Genomic DNA, 17,180 nt, shown 5'->3' with positions numbered 1-17,180 from the left:
CCGGGCGGATGCCTGTGGGACGTGGGCTTGGATGACTACGAAGCTTAAGATCACTGCGATCAAGCCCTATCCGGTGTGGGTGGGAACGCGCAACCAGATGCTCGTCAAGGTCGAGACCGATCACGGCATTTTCGGCTGGGGCGAGAGCGGCTTGAGTGGTCGCGAGAGGGCCGTGGCCGGCGCGGTCGAGCACTATCGCGAGTTTCTCATCGGCCGCGATCCCATGCAGATCGGGCGGATCTGGCAGGAAATCTATCGCAGCCAGTACTTCGAAGGCGGGCGGGTTCTGCAGGCGGCGATTTCCGCCATCGACATCGCCCTTCACGACATCAAGGGCAAAGCGCTTGGAGTGCCGGTCTACGAACTGCTCGGCGGCAAGCAGCGCGACCGCATCCCCACCTTCGCCTCGACCGGAGACGAGGCCGAGGGCGATGTTGCCATCGAACGAGCCCGCGAACTGCGCGCACAGGGGTGGCAGGCGATCCGCTTCTTCCCTGTCGGGCAAAGCAGCAAGGACATCTTCGAGCCGCGCGAGTCGATCGGCGTTACCGCGACCATGCTGAACAAGGCGCGCGTGGCGCTGGGCGACGACGTCGTCCTCGGCATCGACTATCACCATCGGCTGTCGGTGGCCGAGGCGGCGAGCTTCTGCAACAAGCTCGGCCGTGGCGTGCTTGATTTCCTCGAGGAGCCGATACGCGACGAGACACCGGAGGCCTACGAATCCCTGCGGACGATGACCGACATCCCCTTTGCCATCGGCGAGGAATTTGCCAGCAAGTGGCAGTTCCTCCCCTACATCGAGCGCGGCATCCATCAGTTCAACCGGCTCGATATCTGCAATGTCGGCGGGTTCACCGAGGCGATGAAAGTCGCTGGCTGGAGCGAAGCGCACTATGTGGACCTGATGCCGCACAATCCCCTTGGCCCAGTGTGCACGGCCGCGACCGTGCATCTCGCTGCCGCGGTTCCCAACTTCGCGTGGCTTGAGACTAGGGCGCCCGAAAGAAAGCTGGGCTTCAACAATTCCGACTTCTTCCCTGTGCAACCACAGCTCGACGGCCCCGACTATCCAGTCAGCGACCTGCCGGGGCTCGGCGTCGAGGTCAACGAAGAGGCAGTCCAGGCGGAGAGCTTTCGCTTTTGGGAAGCGCCTCACCTTAAGCGCCGCGACGGTTCTGTTACGAACTGGTAGTTCCATCCACCGGAGTCTAAAATGACGCATACCCCCGACATTACGCGACCGCCTAAAGACCTGATCGACGCGCTGAGGGAAATCGGCGCCGCGACGGTTGCCGGCACGCTTGGCCACATGGGCTTCCGCAATCCGCACATGGTTGGTCCCGTGCCGCAAAACCACGGGAAGTCGATCGTCGGGCCGGCGCTGACGCTCCAATTCCTGCCGCAGCGGCCGGACCTCTTCAACGAGGGAGAATATGCCGATCCGGAGACGCAACTGCACCGGCACGTGCTCTATCACGCGCAGGAGGGCGACGTGGTCGTGGTCGACGCGCGTGGCGACATGAGCTCTGGCGTCTTCGGCGATATGATGTCGACGTATTTCAAGGGCAGAGGCGGCGCGGGTATCGTCATCGATGGCTGCATGCGCGACCGGCCCAATGTCGAAAAGCTCGATCTGCCGCTATGGCTGCGCGGCTGGACGCCAAATTATCATGTGCAGACCAGCATCTATCCCAATGCCGTCAACGTTCCGATTGCCTGCGGCGGTGTCACGGTGATCCCTGGCGACATCATCGTCGCCGACGACGACGGGGTGGTGGTGCTTCCCGTGGCAATGGCCGCAAAAGTGATCGATGAATCGCAGAAGCATCACGATTGGGAGGAGTTCTCGCGAGCGAAGCTCATGGAGGGCGGGTCTTTGCAACGATATTATCCGCTGCATGACGATGCCCGCGGGGAGTACGAGGCGTGGCGAAAAGCCAACCGCCTGGAGAACCCAAGTTAGCGCTTCCCTTGCGGCGGGCAGCGGACCTTCTGGCGGCAACGCCGGCGTCTACGCAACAACTGGGAGTGGATTTCGCCGTAGGCGTCGCTTTCGATCTGGCAGCCTGGACTAGCGAGATCCAGCCCCCGAAGTACGCCGAATGTCACGCCAAATCGGCGACACCAATGAAGCGCCGACGCTAGGCGTAGTGACATTCTCCCGGCTGCCAAAATGGCGTGCTGGCAGCGGGCGATCCGCGCTTCGCCCTTGGTCTGGTTCACGACCCACTTCAATGATTCCGACCAGTGCGCGAACAAACTCAACCATATCGTTTGCCGTGATGGCTGCCTTGTCGGGGCTTTGCCCAACGTGCTCGGCGGCATCGCAACATGTGCGGCGAATGAGATCGTAGTGTAAATCCCTTTCATCCTCCGGTAACGCAGCCAATTTCATGGCCCTGCGATGAATCAATCGCAGCAATTGTTCGAGAGCTGTTCCGACACTCATGCGTTTTCCCCGCATTGGTCGAGCGTCCCGCGGCTCCAAGGACGCGCGTTGGAACGTCGATGGGGAGGGCATTCCCCCATCCCCATCGGAAAGGCTGCACCACAGCCGTTAATATATCGTTGCTGGCTAATATAAGACGCTTCGTTCCATCAAGCCGCGAAGGCGGAGTGGCGACTGATCTGTTGATGAGGGTGACGTTGCAAAATCCGGGCCCGTCCAAACGCAACAACTGTGGTACACGCGGATCGCCAAGCGAACTCGGCCCTGCAACGTGAGAATCCCCATGCGAACAGTGTTGCGCACCCTCTTCCTCGGCCTCGCCGCGGCCAGTCTGTCGCCCGCCTGGGTCGTGGCCGGCGATTGCGGCGACGTTGTCGCCCTGGTGCAGCAAGCCTATCCCAAGGCCAAGAGGAGCGTCGACGCCACCTCGCTGACCCTCGAACCCCATATCAGCATCCCCCTGACGCTCCCGGACTACGAAAACCCAGTTGGCTTGGTCTGCAAGATCTGGCCTGCCCATGATGACCTGCTACTGGTCGCAGTGCCGCTGATCGACAGCGCCGTATCCAGCGATGACGGGCATGTTGGCGATATTGAGCTTCTGGTCGTCGACAGGAAGAGCCTGGGCGTACGCCAGCGCCTGCTCCAGCCCGGCCTGATGACCGATGACGCCATCGCCATCCGCAAGGTCGAATTCGATACCGGTCGCTACCGGCTGGCACCCGATGTCTCCGCCTTTGGCCTGCGCATCGAACTGGCAACCCATTCGCAGGCCAATCCATTCGACGAAACCGGCCTGCGGCTCTATGCAGTCGCCGGCGATGCCTTGCGCTTGGTGCTCAGCGGCCTTGCCGTGACCGGCCATGGCGGCGAAGGCGACGCCAGTTGCGCCGGATCCTTTCATTCCAGCCAGGTCAGCCTGGCGATGGGCGCGGCGAGCCACCATGGCTATCACGACATCACAGCGATCGAGCAGGCGGATACCGACGAACCCTTGCCCGACAAGGACGGCGAGTGCCAATCTCATCCCGGCAAGTCCGTGAAGCGGACCTACCGGCTGCGCTACGACGGCAATCGCTATCCGGTTCCGGCCGCGCTCAAGGCAATGGAACCTTGAGAAAGCCGCTCGCGTCGAGAAGGCGTGCTTGCACGCGCTAGGCCGCCGCGCGATAGATGTGTTGCTTTTGGAGGATTCATGCGGAAAATCTTGGCATCGGCATTGCTGCTGGCGGTCGCGTCATTTGTACACCCTGCCCTCGCGCTGGATAGCAGCGGCACGCCCGTCGTCGTGACGCCGCTGGCATCGCGCACGACGACTGCCTCCGGCCAGCCGATCACGCTGCCGCAGAAGAACGTGCAGGTTCTGGTGTCGACTTATGACATCGCGCCGGGTGCAACCTTGCCAGTCCACAGGCACCCCTTCCCGCGCTACGCCTACGTCCAGGCCGGGACGCTGAAGGTCACCAATGTCGAGACCGGCAACAGCAACACCTACAAGACCGGAGATTTCATCATCGAGATGATCGGCCAATGGCACCAGGCCACCAACATCGGCGACGGTCCGGTCAAGCTGCTGGTGATCGATCAGGTCGAGGAAGGCGCCAAGAACACGGAGTTGCGCCAGTAGCGGCCAAGGCCGACGCGCCTTTGCTCCAAGGCTAGCCCCAGGCGCCGACAATCTGCCGTGTCGTGGCGTTCAGCCGGTTGCAGGCATTGATCAGGGCGATCTGGATGACCAGGGCGGCAAGCGCTTTTTCGTCATAATGCCGGGCGGCCTCGTCCCAGACGTCGTCCGGCACCGCGTCGGGCCGGTCGGCGAGCCGTGTGCCGGCCTCGGCCAGCGCCAGGGCCGCGCGTTCGGCATCGGTGAAGTACGGCGTCTCCCGCCATGCCGCGAGGGCAAAGATGCGCTCGTCTTTTTCGCCGGCCTTCTTCAACTCGCGCGCATGCATGTCGACGCAGAGGCTGCAGGCATTGATCTGGCTGGCGCGCAGATGGATGAGCTTGCGCGTCACATAGGGCAGTTCGGCCGCCTCGGACGACTTGTCCAGCGCCAGCAGCGCCTGCAGGGATCCGGGAATGAGCACCACCGGATTCTTGATCCTTGCTTGCATGGTCTTCTCCTTTTGAAGGGTTTCGTCAGGGCGTGCCTCGTCGGGCCCGGATGCCGCGCATCCAGGCTTTCTGAGTTCGGACAGCTGAGATTAATAACCATCCGGTTATGATTATTCCATAACTCCACGGTTATTTGACTGTCAAGCGCGGAGTTTGCCGTCTGGCCCAAATGGCCACGCGCTGTTCACGCTTTCGCGCCAACCGGCCCGATGCTAGGGCTTGCGGCGACATCATCGATTGGATTGCCCCTTGACCAAAGAAACTCGCCTGCCGCTGATCGAAATCTGTGTCGAAGGCATTGATGGCCTGCTGGCCGCGCAGGCAGCCGGCGCCGATCGGGTCGAACTGTGCGCCAGCCTCATTGAAGGCGGCATCACGCCGAGCCTAGGCACGGTGCGCGCTGCCCTCGACCAGGCGACCGTGCCTTTCCACGTCATGGTGCGGCCGCGCGGCGGCGATTTTCTCTACAGCGAAACCGAGTACGCCTCGATGCTCGCCGATGTCGCAGCGCTGCGCGACCTCGGCGTGCCTGGCGTGGTATTCGGCTGCCTGAACGCCGATGGCACCATCGACGAGGCGCGCATGAGTGAATTGACGCAAGCCGCCGGCTCCTTGAACGTCACCTGCCACCGTGCCTTCGACATGACCCGCGACCCCACCGAGGCGCTCGAAGCGCTGATCCGCAGCAAGGTTGGCCGCGTGCTGACCAGCGGCCAGCGCGACACGGCGGTCGAGGGCATGTCGCTGTTGGCGGATCTGGTTCGACAGGCCGGCGCCCGCATCGTCATCCTCGGCTGTGGCGGGCTTGACCTCGGCAACATCGCCGAAGTGCGCAGAAGGACCGGGTTGTCAGAAATGCATTTCGCCGCCCTCAAGGATGTGCCGAGCACCATGGATTACCGCAACCCGCATGTCGGCATGGGCGGCTCCGACCTCGACAGAGAGTACCGCAACACCTTGACCGACACGGACCTCGTGGCGGCCACCATTGCGGCTGCGAAGGCATGAGCGCGACCCCTGCCCCGATCAGCCTTGTATCGGCCGAAGACGAAGCGGCGATCCTCGCGCTCAACAACGAGCACGCAGCCGAACTGTCATGGCTGGAGCCCGAACGGCTGTCTTTCCTGCTCGGCGAGGCGTTTTACACGCGGCGCATCGGCAATCTCGAAGCGTTCATCATGACCTTCGACCAGGACGCCCGTTACGACAGCCCGAACTTCGTCTGGTTCCGCGAACGCTACCCCCGCTTTGTCTATGTCGACCGTGTCGTCGTGGCAGCACAAGCGCGTGGCCGCGGCCATGCCCGCCTGCTCTACCAGGATCTGTTCGGCCACGTTGAGCGCGCCGGCCACACTCTGGTCACCTGCGAAGTCAACACCGACCCGCCGAACCCCGCCTCGGATGCCTTCCACGCCGCGCTTGGCTTCGCCGAAGCCGGCGACGCCGTCATCCACGGCGGCAAGAAGGCGGTGCGCTACTACATCAGACAGATTTCCGACTGATACATCAGGCGAATCTCCGCCTGATCCCGCTGGCGCTGGCCACACAAAGAAGCCGCAGCTAATATGAACGTTTCCGCCAACCGGAGGAAACGCGATGCCGAGCAACGTCTTTCGCTTCGACGAAAGCTGGCACATCCCCGAGGGCACACCGCAGGAAGTGTGGGAGGTGCTCTCGGATGCCGAACTGCTGCCGATCTGGTGGGGCGATGTCTACAAGGAGGTGGTGCCGCTCGACAGGAAGGGCAAGGCGACCATCGGTTCTCGCGCAAGGGCGCGGGCTCGCGGCGCCCTGCCCTACGAGCTGAACTTCATCATCGAGGCCGCCGAACTCGAACCCGGCAGGCTGGTGGTGGTGAAAACCCTTGGCGATTTCGACGGGCTGTGGCGGGCGGAATTGTCGCCGTCCGGCACCGGCACCCATGTGCAATTGACCTGGCAGGTCACGGTGCTGCGGCCGATCCTCAAATTCCTCGCACCGCTGCTACGGCAGGCCTTCGCCTGGAACCATCGCTGGACGACGCCGCGCGGCGAAGCCGGCCTCAAGCGGTATCTGACGGACAAGAAGCGCCGGTCGGCTTAGCGCCGACAGCGCTGCGGCATTACCAGTTGCGGTTAAGCCATTCGCGTGCCGGTCGCTCGACGATGTAGTAGCTGCAAAGCGCGCAGACAAAGACCCCGGCCAGCATCGGGATCGGAGCGCTGCCTTGCTCATAGACGAATTTGTAGAACGGCTGCTGCCACAGATACAGCGAGTACGACCACAGCCCGAGCGTCGCCATCGGCCAGGAGGACAGCAATCCAGTCAGATAGCGCGGGCTGAAATCGAGTGCGTTGACGGCCAGCGCCAGCAGCGGCACCGCGAAGAGATAGTGGATCGGCGTCGGTACTGGATCGAGGAACAGAAGAACGGCGAAGACCGATGCCGCCAGAGCCACTTGCCTGCCTCTGAAGATCGCCGGCAGCCTGCCATCGGCCTTGAGCAGGCAGATCGAGGCCGACAGCAGGATCGAGGCGATATGCACATCGGTGCGCCAGTAGGTGGTTTCGTAGTCCATCCCGAACACCCAGTACGAAACCGCGCCGTTGGCCATGGCAAGCAAGGCCAGCGCCAAGAGCAGCACGACGACGCGAGAGCGGCTTAAGACGACGACGCTGATCAGCGCCAGGATGATATAGGCGTGCTCCTCGATGCAGAGCGACCAGATATGGTCGAGCGCGCCCGCCCGCGTGACGAGAATGCCGGCATAATTGTAGGTGAATGTCAGCGCGGTCAGCGCCGCCTTCCATTTGAAGGCGATGAATGTGCCGGAGAGCGCAATCATGGCGACGACCACGAAGACCAGAAGTGCCGGATAGATGCGGGAGAAACGGCGCTTGAAGAACTTCTTCAGCGGGTAGCGCTCGATGAACAGGATCTCGCTCATCAGCCGGCCGCTGAGCACGAAGAAGAATTCGACGCCCAGCACACCCAGATTGATCCCGGGAACAGGAAAGAAATGGCCGATCAGCACCAGGGCAATCGACAGGCCGCGCCAGCCATCGAGATAGGCCAGTCTTGTTCTGGCCGCTCTGTCGGCGACGGGTCGGGACGCAACGACATGCGTCGCGGAGATGTCGGTCATGCCGGCTCCCTTCGCATTGAAAGATGCTGAAAGGGTCGCAGGCCGTGATCGACACTAACAACCCGGCTCGCGTTTGGTCACCGGCATAGTGCAGTGCAATATCGCTTTGTGCAAGTGCGAGATTGTCGCTGACGCAGTTCCTGGCGAAGTATGGACGGGAATTGCTTCGAGCAAACGGTTGGCGCGCGGCGGCGATTCCATCGGCAACTGGACGGCTGCAAGTCACCGCAGGCGAAAAAGGGGCCGCAGTGGCCCCTTTCCTTGTGCGCGGCGCTGATAACGTCAGGCGTTGGCCGCTGCCACCGCGCGCTTGGCCATCACCGCGATCAGATTGGCGCGGTAATCGGCCGAGGCGTGGATGTCGGTCATCAAATTCTTCGCCGGCACCTTCACGCCATCGAGCGCCGAGGCCGCGAAATTCTTGGCCAGTGCCGCCTCAATCTCCTTCGAACGGAAGACGCCGTCATCACCGGCGCCAGTGACGGCGACGCTGACGCCATCCTTGCCTTTGGCCACGAACACCCCGACGATCGCGTAGCGCGATGCCGGGTTGCGGAACTTTTCGTAGGCCGCCTTGGCCGGCGCGGTGAAGCTGACCGCAGTGACGATCTCGCCGTCCTTCAACGACGTCTCGAACAGACCCTTGAAGAACTTGTCTGCGGCGATCTCGCGCTTGTTGGTGACGATAGTGGCGCCCAGCGCCAGCAGCGCCGCCGGATAGTCGGCCGCCGGATCGTTGTTGGCGATCGAGCCGCCGATCGTCCCCCGGTGGCGCACCGCCGGATCGCCGATCAGCGACGCCAGATGGGCAAGCGCCGGGCAGGCCTTCTTCAGCTTCTCGTCATTGGCAACGTCGTAATGCGTGGTCGCGGCGCCGATGGTCACCGTCTTGCCCGACACTTTGACCCCCTGCAACTCCTTGATCTTCGACAGGTCGACAAGGTCGGAGGGCGCGGCAAGCCGTGTCTTCATCGCCGGGATCAGCGTCATGCCGCCCGAAAGCAGCTTCGCATCGCCCGCCTTGACGAGTTTGGCGGCGTCGGCGACCGAGGCGGCGCGGTGATAGTTGACCGAATACATGCTCGTTCCTCCTCAGTGTTTCGTCGTCGCGCGGATCGCTGCCCACACGGTGGACGGCGATGCCGGCATGGCAAGATCGTTGCTGCCGATGGCGTCGGTGATGGCGTTGATCACCGCCGGCGGCGAGCCGATGGCGCCGGCTTCGCCGCAGCCCTTGATGCCGAGCGGATTGCCCGGGCATGGCGTGTTCGACGTCGAGACCTTGAACGACGGCAGGTCGCCGGCGCGCGGCATGGTGTAATCCATGAAGCTCGCGGTTAGCAGCTGGCCGCCATTGTCATAGTGGGCGCCTTCGAGCAGCGCCTGGCCGATGCCTTGCGCCAGTCCGCCATGCACCTGGCCCTCGACGATCATCGGGTTGATGATGTTGCCGAAATCATCGGCGGCGACGAACTGGATGATCTCGGTCATGCCGGTTTCCGGATCGACCTCGACCTCGCAGATGTAGCAGCCGGCCGGGAAGGTGAAGTTCGACGGATCATAAAACGCCGTTTCCTTCAGCCCGGGCTCCATGCCGCCCGGCAGATTGTGGGCGGTGTAGGCGGCGAGCGCCATCTGGAACCATGGCACGTTCTTGTCGGTGCCGGCGACCTTCAGCGCGCCGTTCTCGATGATAATGTCGCCCTCGTCCGCTTCGAGCAGATGAGCGGCGATCTTCTTGGCCTTGGCCTCGACCTTGTCGAGCGCCTTGACGATGGCCGACATGCCGACAGCACCCGAGCGCGAGCCATAGGTGCCCATGCCCATCTGCACCTTGTCGGTGTCGCCATGGACGATCGAGACCGAATCGAGCGGCACGCCGAAGCGTTCGTTGACCAGTTGCGCGAAGGTCGTCTCATGGCCCTGGCCATGGCTGTGAGAGCCGGTCAGCACCTCGATCGTGCCGACGGCATTGACCCGCACTTCCGCTGATTCCCAGAGGCCGACACCGGCGCCCAGTGAACCTACGGCCGCCGAGGGCGCGATGCCGCAGGCCTCGATGTAGCAGCTCATGCCGATGCCGCGCAGCAGCCCCTTCTTGGCTGCGGCAGCCTTGCGCTTGGCAAAGCCGGCATAGTCCGACGCCTTCATCGCCGCGTCGAGCGAAGCGGCATAGTCGCCGGCGTCGTAGCACATGATGACCGGCGTCTGGTGCGGGAACGAGGTGATGAAGTTCTTGCGGCGCAACTCGGCGGGTGAGACGCCGAACTGGCGCGCGGCGGTCTCCATCATGCGTTCCATGACGAAAGTTGCTTCCGGCCTCCCTGCCCCGCGATAGGCATCGACGGGTGCGGTGTTGGTGTAGATCGCCTTCACATTGGCGTGGATGGCGGGGATGTTGTACTGGCCCGACAGCAGCGTCGCATAGAGGTATGTCGGCGTCGCCGACGAGAACAGCGACATGTAGGCGCCGAGATTGGCCTTGGTCTCGACCTTCAGGCCGAGGATCTTGTGATCGCTGTCGAAGGCCATTTCGGCATGGGTGTGATGGTCGCGGCCATGTGCGTCGGTCAAAAAACTCTCGGTGCGGTCGGCCACCCATTTGACCGGCACGCCGGTCTTCTTCGACGCCCACAGGCAGACGATCTCTTCGGGATAGATGTAGATTTTCGAGCCGAAGCCGCCGCCGACATCGGGCGCTATGACGCGCAGCTTGTTTTCCGGCGCGACATTGTAGAACGCGCTCATCACCAGCCGCGCCACATGCGGGTTTTGTGAGGTCGTCCAGCAGGTGTAGTGGTCCTCTGCCTTGTCGTAGTGGCCAAGAGCCGCGCGCGGCTCCATGGCGTTGGGCACGAGGCGATTGTTGATGATATCCATCTTGACGACATGGGCCGCCTTCCTGAACGCCGCGGCCGTCTCGTCGGCATTGCCGATGTCCCAGTCGAAGATCAGGTTGTTGTCGGCCTCGGGGTGGATCTGCGGCGCGCCCTTGTCCATCGCCTTCGAGGCATCGACGACGGCCTTCAGCTCCTTGTAGGTGATCTCGACCGCCTCGGCGGCATCACGCGCCTGCCCCTTGGTCTCGGCCACGACGATGACGACGGCATCGCCGACGTATCGGACCCGGTCGAAAGCAAGTGGCGACCACGCCCCCATCTTCATAGGGGAACCATCCTTGGAGTGGATCATCCAGCCGCAGATGAGGTTGCCGATGCCGTCGGCCTTGAGCTCCTTGCCGGTCAGCACGCCGATGACGCCGGGCATCGCTTGAGCCTTTTTGACGTCGATCTTCTTGATCTGCGCATGCGCGTGCGGGCTGCGCACGAAGGCTGCGTGCTTCATGCCGGGAACCACCATGTCGTCGACATAGCGGCCGGCGCCGGTGATGAATCGTTTGTCTTCCTTGCGCGCGACCCGAGCGCCAACACCTTCAATGCCCATCAGAAATTCCTCCCGAAATGCTGAAATAGCGAATAGCGAGTAGTGAATGGCGAATTGTGGTGAGGTGGCGTTTCGTCAGACTGCTGACTATTCGCTACTCCCTGTTCGCTACCCACTTCCTTCTCACGCCGCTTGCCTGGCCTTGCCCTTCGACCCCTTGGACATCGTCTTCGATGCGGCAAGGATCGCCTTCACGATGTTGTGGTAGCCGGTGCAGCGACAGATGTTGCCCTCGAGTTCGGTGCGCACCGTCGCTTCGTCGAGGCCTTCGGGGTGGCGGTTGATCATGTCTGTCGCCGTCATGATCATGCCCGGCGTGCAGAAGCCGCACTGCAGCCCGTGATGTTCCTTGAAGGCGGCCTGCACCGGATGCAGATCGGCGCCATTGGCCAAGCCCTCGATCGTCACCACGGTCGAGCCGGAGGCCTGTACCGCGAGCATCGAGCAGGATTTGACCGCCTTGCCGTCGACATGGACGACGCAGGCGCCGCATTGCGAGGTGTCGCAACCGACATGCGTTCCGGTAAGGCCGAGATTTTCGCGCAGGAAGTGAACCAGAAGCGTTCGATCCTCGGCAGCGCCGCTGACCCGTTTTCCGTTCACCATCAACGAAACGTCCGACATGCTTCCTCCCTGGGTATCAACCTTGGTCATCACGCTGCCGACGCGGTGTTGGCGCTTCGGCCATGGTTATTCGTACACTGCACAATCGACAAAAAACAGCACGTCGCAAACTCGTTACCTTGTACTTTCGGTCATGGCCGAGCCCCAACGTGCGACCCCGGTCGCCCATTGCCAAAACAGGGTTTGAGGGCAACAATGTTGTCAGACGCCCGCGCGCCAGAAGCATGTAAAAACAGCCGCGCATAAAACAGCGTCGGAGGAAATGCGGAGAACACGGCTGGCCAGTTCACGGACGCGCTATGCATGCGGCCTGTCGGCGCTCACCACGGATGAGCCCGACATGGACGCATTCGCCAAGGCGATCGCGTTGGAGGCTGCGGCAATCGACGCCGGCTTCGCACTCCTGTTTTTTTCCCAGAGCCTGGTCGAGGCCGACACCCTTTCCCGGGCGCTCATGAGCCACGCGCCGGCGCTTCATCACGCGGGCTGTTCGACCGCCGGCGAGATCACGCCGCAAGGCCTCGAGGATGGCCACGTGCTCGCCATGCTGCTTCCGTCCGCCGCGTTCACCGCCGTCAGCGTGATGGTCGACGATCTGTCCTCGTCGGGCATGGACAGGATCACCAGCGAGGTCGAGGCCTTGCGGCGGTCGCTGCGCGCGCGCCTGGGTTGCGACCGCACCAAAGGCACGTTCGCGCTCTGCTTCATCGATGGGCTCTGCTATGCCGAGGAAGCGGTGAGTTCGGCCATCCATTGGGGCCTCGACGACATACCGCTGCTCGGCGGCTCGGCCGGCGACGACCTGAAGTTCGAGACGACGCGCCTGATCTCGAACGGCGACGTCACCTCCGACAGCGCCATCATCGTGCTGATCGCCACCGAAATCCCTTTCCACGTCTTCAAGACCGACAATTTCGTTCCCACCGACGAGAAGCTGGTGGTGACCTCGGCCGATCCCGATCACCGCATCGTGCGCGAGTTCAACGCCACCAATGCGGCGGAGGAATATGCCGCGTCCGTCGGCATCGTCGCGCAGACGCTGACGCCGCTGAGTTTCGCCTCGCATCCGGTGGTGGTGAAGGTGGGGGGCGAGTATTATTGCCGGTCGATCCAGAAGATGCATCCCGATGGCTCGCTGTCGTTCTTCTGCGCCATAGACGACGGGGTCGTGCTGTCGATCGCCCAGCCCAAGGACATGGTCGAATCGACGCGCGCCGCGCTCAGGGATGTCGAGGAGCGGCTTGGCGGCATCGACATGATCCTCGGCTTCGACTGCGTGCTGCGCCGCCTGGACGCGCACAACCGCCAGGTGTTTCGCGATATCTCGGAGCTCTACCGGGTCAACAATGTCATCGGCTTCGGCACTTATGGCGAACAATACCGGTCGATGCATTTGAACCAGACCTTCACCGGCATCGCCTTTGGCGAACGACAGGCGGCGGAATAAGATGCCGCTCAGGGACATAAACGATCTCGAAAAGCTGAAAAAGATCAACGCCGCACTGGTCAGCCGCGTCGAGCGGTCGATGGACCAGCAAGGCAATGCCTTCTCGCTGTTCCAAACCGCGATTTCGCTGGAAAATCGGGTGCGCACGCGCACCGAGGAACTGCATTCGACCTTGCGCCGGCTGGAGCAGTCGAACATCGACCTCAGCGCCGCCAAGGAAAACGCCGAACTGGCGAACCTGTCCAAGACCCGCTTCCTCGCCGCCGCCAGCCACGACGTGTTGCAGCCGCTGAACGCGGCCCACCTCTCGGTTTCGGCGCTGGCCGAAGTGCAAACCAGTGACGAGGGCAGGAAGCTGGTGCGGCAAGTCGAGCGCTCGCTGGAGACGATGGAGGACCTGCTTCGCACCCTGCTCGACATCTCCAAGCTCGACGCCGGCGTGGTGCAACCCGACACCGGCGACGTCAGCCTGGAAGCGCTGTTCTCGTCGCTGCGCTCGGATTTCCTGCCGGTGGCGGAACTGAAGGGACTGTCGCTGAAATTCCGGCCGGTCAACGCCGTGGTCCGCTCCGACCGCACGCTGCTGCGCCGCATCCTGCAGAACATTCTCTCCAATGCGCTGGGCTACACACGCTCCGGCGGTGTGCTGGTCGGCACCAGGCATCGTGGCGACACCATCCGCATCGACGTCGCCGATACCGGCTGCGGCATTCCCGAAGACCAGCGCGAGGCGGTTTTCGAGGAATTCCATCGCGGCACCTCGTCGGCCAATGCGGAGTTGGACGGCGGCGGTCTCGGGCTCGGGCTTGCCATCGTGCGCCGCATGGCCAGCGCGCTAGGCCATCCCGTGACATTTTCATCCAAGGTCGGGCGCGGCACGATCTTCCACATCGATGTTCCGGTCGGCCTCGGCGCCCCGGCCGACGCCATCGCCAACAGCGCCGACATGGAACGGCCGCGCGGCTACGGCCTGTTCGGCACCAAGGTGCTGCTGATCGAGAACGATGTCGAGGTGCTGCAGGCCATGACCTTCCTGCTCGAACGCTGGCAATGCCTGGTGCGGGCCGCGACCTCGACCGACGACGCCCTCGATATGCTGGGCGATACCGACTGGGTGCCCGACATCGTCATTGCCGACCAGCATCTCGACGGCGGCGACCTCGGCACGGCCACCATCGCCGAGGTCCGCGACTATCTCGGCCGCGCCGTGCCGGCCCTGATCGTCACCGCCGACAGTTCCGAAGCCGTCGCCAAGGCGGCGCGCACCGGCGGCATCGAACTGATGCGCAAGCCGCTGAAGCCGGCGCAATTGAGGGCGCTGCTGGCGCATCTACTGGCTTAGCGAATGATCAATGGGATTCTTGAATGTCTAGGAAAGCCGGCGTCGTTACTCCAAGGTCGCACGCCTTTTTGTAATGGAGATGCAGGGTCGGACACGGACACTAAGTTGGTATTTAGTGCGGCCAAGGAGCGGTTCAAATTCGGGTGAATCGCGGTGACAGTGCACTTTTTGCCATGTTCTCCTGACCATCGCTGTGGACAAACTCAAAACCCCGCCTGATCCCGAAACAACTCCGCATTGTCCAGCTTCGAAACCTCGATCACCGCCTGCGTGCGGCTATACACGTTGAGCTTGCGCAGGATTTCGGAGACATGCGCCTTGACCGTGGTCTCGCCCACCTGCAGCTCGTATGCGATCTGCTTGTTGAGCAGACCCTGGCGCAGCATCTGCAGCACGCGCAGCTGTTGCGGCGTCAGCGTCGACAGGCGCTGCACCATGTCGGCGCGGTCGATGCTGTCGGCGTCGGGCGTGCGGGCTTCATAGGTTTCCGGCACATAGATCGCACCTTCCATCACCGAGCGTATGGCGGCGGCGAGGTCGCTCTTGCGCGCCGATTTCGGGATGAAGCCGGCGGCACCGTAGGACAGCGCCTCGGAAATGATCTTCGGCTCCTCATAGCCCGAGACGATAACCACCGGTAGGCGCGGATAGCGGGTTCGGAGTTGCAGCAGTCCGTCGAAGCCGTGCACGTCGGGCATGCTGAGGTCGAGCAGCGCCAGATCGAACGGCTTGGCGCCGGCCAGAAGATCGAGCGCCTCGCTGATCGAGCGCGCCTCCACCGTGTCGACTTCCGGATAGGCCATCTGCACCGCGCTGTGCAGCGCCTCGCGAAACAGCGGGTGGTCGTCGATGATGAGGAACCGGGCGCGATCGTGGATTGCGGTCATGGGGTTCATTTCAGTTAGGGGCGATTGATGCATGTCGCCCAAAAGTGGCCCCGGTTTTGGGTGAACGACATGCAGGAGACAAAGACCTAAAGCGCGTCGCCTCAAATCCGTTCAAACGCGACGCGCTTTAGAATACCCTCGCGACCATGGCCAGATTATTGCCAAATAGTACATCGCCATCTCCGTCGGAAAGCGCCGTCGGCGCTTTCTCGATCCATTCGCCTTGCCCGGCCGCACAAATCGGCCGAATGTTCCGGCAACCAAGCAGAGACCCACATGACCGCCTTCGTCCTTCCCTCGCCCGCAACATCATCGGTGGCCGTTGCCGGCTCGCCCGAGCGTTTTGCGGTGCGCCGCATCTTCTGCGTCGGCCGCAACTACGCGGCGCATGCCCGCGAATTCGGCAATGACGAGCGCGATCCGCCCTTCTTCTTTACCAAGCCGGCCGATGCGGTGGTCGATTCCGGCACCACCATCCCCTACCCACCCTTGACCGGCAATCTGCACCACGAGATCGAACTGGTCGCTGCGATCGGCAAGCCAGGCTTCCGCATCACGCGTGAGCGGGCTCTAGATCATGTCTGGGGTTATGGCGTCGGCATCGACCTCACCCGCCGCGATCTGCAGGATGAAGCCAAGAAGACGGCGCGGCCCTGGGACTGGTCGAAGGCGTTCGACCGCTCCGCGCCTTGCGGCCCGCTGGTCCCCGCGGCGAAAGCCGGCCACCCGCAAAAGGGTCGCATCTGGCTCGCCGTCAATGGCAAGGTCAGGCAGGATGCCGACCTCGCCGAACTGATCTGGCCGATCGCCGATATCGTATCGATCTGCAGCGAGGCGGTGGAACTGGAACCCGGCGACCTGATCTTCACCGGCACGCCGGCCGGCGTCGGCGCGGTAGGCCCAGGCGACACGATGACTGGCGGCGTCGACGGCATCGGCACGATCGAAATCACCGTCGGCCAGCCGAAGTAAGCGCATGAGCGACATCGTCCTGCACAACTACTATCGCTCCTCCACCTCCTATCGGGTGCGGATTGCGCTGGAGATGAAGGGGCTGAGCTATGATTATGTCCCGCATCATTTGCGCCACGGCGAGCATCTGGAGCCAGCCTATCTCGCGGTCAATCCGCAGGGTCTGGTGCCGGCGCTGATCCTCGACGATGGAACGCTGTTGACGCAATCGCTGGCGATCATCGAATTCCTCGACGAGACCCGTCCCGAACCCCCGCTGCTGCCGAAGGATGCGCCTGGCCGGGCGCGGGTCAGGATGCTGGGGCAGATGATCGCCTGCGACATCCATCCGGTGAACAATCTGCGCGTGCTGACCTCGCTGCGCACTCTATTCGGCGCCGGCGACGAGGACATCACCAACTGGTTCCGTCACTGGGTGAATGAGGGCTTTCAGCCGCTGGAAAAGATCCTGGCTGCCGCGGCCGAGACCGGAGCATTCTGCCATGGCGACATGCCGGGCCTGGCCGACATCTGCCTGGCCGCGCAGGTCACCAGCAATGCCCGCTTCGGCCTCGACATGACGCCTTACCCGACGATCGCGCGCATCAACGCCGCTTGCATGGCCCTTTCGGCGTTCCAGAAGGCGGCTCCTCAGAACCAGATCGATGCCGAGTAAGGCCGCCGACGGGTAGCGCCGGTACCGGCGCGACCCGGTCAGCCCGTCTGGCGGAATCGATTTCCGCTTGACCGCACAGGGAATCGGCTATCGTTTCCCACAGGCCGTTTGAAGGTTG

At 63.0% G+C, this 17,180-nt stretch carries 18 protein-coding genes; 11 read left to right on the top strand and 7 right to left on the bottom strand.

Features of this window, described 5'->3' with window-relative positions; genetic code table 11:
• The first annotated feature begins 31 nt into the window (after window positions 1–31).
• Together CGZ66_RS21250 and CGZ66_RS21245 are read left to right on the top strand one after the other, a co-directional pair.
• Window positions 32–1,195, top strand: a complete 1,164-nt coding sequence (locus CGZ66_RS21250) for a mandelate racemase/muconate lactonizing enzyme family protein (RefSeq protein WP_095087541.1) — start codon at window positions 32–34, stop codon at window positions 1,193–1,195.
• Between the two features lie 21 nt (window positions 1,196–1,216).
• Window positions 1,217–1,966 (top strand): ribonuclease activity regulator RraA, encoded by a 750-nt coding sequence (locus tag CGZ66_RS21245; RefSeq protein ID WP_095087539.1) that lies wholly within the window; start codon window positions 1,217–1,219, stop codon window positions 1,964–1,966.
• Between the two features lie 108 nt (window positions 1,967–2,074).
• On the opposite strand, the gene CGZ66_RS39240 is transcribed toward CGZ66_RS21245, so the two are convergent.
• A complete protein-coding gene (locus CGZ66_RS39240) occupies window positions 2,075–2,452 on the bottom strand; it encodes a hypothetical protein (protein WP_143748796.1) in 378 nt (125 codons plus the stop codon).
• A gap of 283 nt (window positions 2,453–2,735) precedes the next feature.
• Here CGZ66_RS39240 and CGZ66_RS21235 point away from each other — a divergent pair, with 283 nt between their 5' ends.
• A complete protein-coding gene (locus tag CGZ66_RS21235; RefSeq protein ID WP_095087536.1) occupies window positions 2,736–3,569 on the top strand; it encodes a PA3715 family protein in 834 nt (277 codons plus the stop codon).
• Window positions 3,570–3,647: 78 nt separating this feature from the next.
• The gene (locus tag CGZ66_RS21230) at window positions 3,648–4,079 is read left to right on the top strand and encodes a cupin domain-containing protein (RefSeq protein WP_095087534.1); all 432 of its coding nucleotides are present in this window, start codon (window positions 3,648–3,650) and stop codon (window positions 4,077–4,079) included.
• Between the two features lie 31 nt (window positions 4,080–4,110).
• Here CGZ66_RS21230 and CGZ66_RS21225 read toward each other — a convergent pair whose 3' ends face one another.
• The gene (locus CGZ66_RS21225; RefSeq protein WP_095087532.1) at window positions 4,111–4,566 is read right to left on the bottom strand and encodes a carboxymuconolactone decarboxylase family protein; all 456 of its coding nucleotides are present in this window, start codon (window positions 4,564–4,566) and stop codon (window positions 4,111–4,113) included.
• Between the two features lie 250 nt (window positions 4,567–4,816).
• Here CGZ66_RS21225 and CGZ66_RS21220 point away from each other — a divergent pair, with 250 nt between their 5' ends.
• From CGZ66_RS21220 to CGZ66_RS21210, 3 genes are all read left to right on the top strand, one after another.
• Window positions 4,817–5,575: a copper homeostasis protein CutC gene (locus CGZ66_RS21220; RefSeq protein WP_245331155.1), complete on the top strand. Its 759-nt coding sequence runs from the start codon at window positions 4,817–4,819 to the stop codon at window positions 5,573–5,575.
• A complete protein-coding gene (locus CGZ66_RS21215) occupies window positions 5,572–6,069 on the top strand; it encodes a GNAT family N-acetyltransferase (RefSeq protein WP_095087528.1) in 498 nt (165 codons plus the stop codon). Before CGZ66_RS21220 ends, CGZ66_RS21215 begins: the two co-directional genes overlap by 4 nt.
• 94 nt (window positions 6,070–6,163) lie before the next feature.
• Window positions 6,164–6,649, top strand: a complete 486-nt coding sequence (locus CGZ66_RS21210; protein WP_095087526.1) for an SRPBCC family protein — start codon at window positions 6,164–6,166, stop codon at window positions 6,647–6,649.
• Window positions 6,650–6,668: 19 nt separating this feature from the next.
• On the opposite strand, the gene CGZ66_RS21205 is transcribed toward CGZ66_RS21210, so the two are convergent.
• From CGZ66_RS21205 to CGZ66_RS21190, 4 genes are all read right to left on the bottom strand, one after another.
• Window positions 6,669–7,691 (bottom strand): acyltransferase family protein, encoded by a 1,023-nt coding sequence (locus tag CGZ66_RS21205; protein ID WP_095087524.1) that lies wholly within the window; start codon window positions 7,689–7,691, stop codon window positions 6,669–6,671.
• Between the two features lie 282 nt (window positions 7,692–7,973).
• Window positions 7,974–8,771, bottom strand: coding sequence for an FAD binding domain-containing protein (locus CGZ66_RS21200; RefSeq protein ID WP_095087522.1), 798 nt, complete (start codon window positions 8,769–8,771; stop codon window positions 7,974–7,976).
• Window positions 8,772–8,783: 12 nt separating this feature from the next.
• Window positions 8,784–11,135, bottom strand: coding sequence for a xanthine dehydrogenase family protein molybdopterin-binding subunit (locus CGZ66_RS21195; RefSeq protein WP_095087520.1), 2,352 nt, complete (start codon window positions 11,133–11,135; stop codon window positions 8,784–8,786).
• Between the two features lie 123 nt (window positions 11,136–11,258).
• Entirely contained in the window at window positions 11,259–11,759 is a 501-nt protein-coding gene (locus CGZ66_RS21190) for a (2Fe-2S)-binding protein (RefSeq protein WP_095088065.1), read from the bottom strand.
• Between the two features lie 262 nt (window positions 11,760–12,021).
• Between CGZ66_RS21190 and CGZ66_RS21185 the strand changes: the two genes are divergently transcribed.
• Together CGZ66_RS21185 and CGZ66_RS21180 are read left to right on the top strand one after the other, a co-directional pair.
• Window positions 12,022–13,206: an FIST signal transduction protein gene (locus CGZ66_RS21185; RefSeq protein ID WP_095087518.1), complete on the top strand. Its 1,185-nt coding sequence runs from the start codon at window positions 12,022–12,024 to the stop codon at window positions 13,204–13,206.
• 1 nt (window position 13,207) lies between these two features.
• Window positions 13,208–14,548 (top strand): hybrid sensor histidine kinase/response regulator, encoded by a 1,341-nt coding sequence (locus tag CGZ66_RS21180; RefSeq protein ID WP_095087516.1) that lies wholly within the window; start codon window positions 13,208–13,210, stop codon window positions 14,546–14,548.
• A 203-nt stretch (window positions 14,549–14,751) separates the two neighbouring features.
• Here CGZ66_RS21180 and CGZ66_RS21175 read toward each other — a convergent pair whose 3' ends face one another.
• Window positions 14,752–15,435 (bottom strand): response regulator, encoded by a 684-nt coding sequence (locus tag CGZ66_RS21175; RefSeq protein WP_167392192.1) that lies wholly within the window; start codon window positions 15,433–15,435, stop codon window positions 14,752–14,754.
• Window positions 15,436–15,711: 276 nt separating this feature from the next.
• Here CGZ66_RS21175 and CGZ66_RS21170 point away from each other — a divergent pair, with 276 nt between their 5' ends.
• Window positions 15,712–16,407: a fumarylacetoacetate hydrolase family protein gene (locus CGZ66_RS21170; protein ID WP_095087512.1), complete on the top strand. Its 696-nt coding sequence runs from the start codon at window positions 15,712–15,714 to the stop codon at window positions 16,405–16,407.
• A 4-nt stretch (window positions 16,408–16,411) separates the two neighbouring features.
• A complete protein-coding gene (maiA, locus tag CGZ66_RS21165) occupies window positions 16,412–17,062 on the top strand; it encodes a maleylacetoacetate isomerase (protein WP_095087510.1) in 651 nt (216 codons plus the stop codon).
• Window positions 17,063–17,180: the final 118 nt, after the last annotated feature.

This window comes from Mesorhizobium sophorae (assembly GCF_002270415.1).
Taxonomy (GTDB): Bacteria; Pseudomonadota; Alphaproteobacteria; order Rhizobiales; family Rhizobiaceae; genus Mesorhizobium; species Mesorhizobium sophorae.
This window is presented reverse-complemented; position numbering and strand designations above follow the sequence as displayed.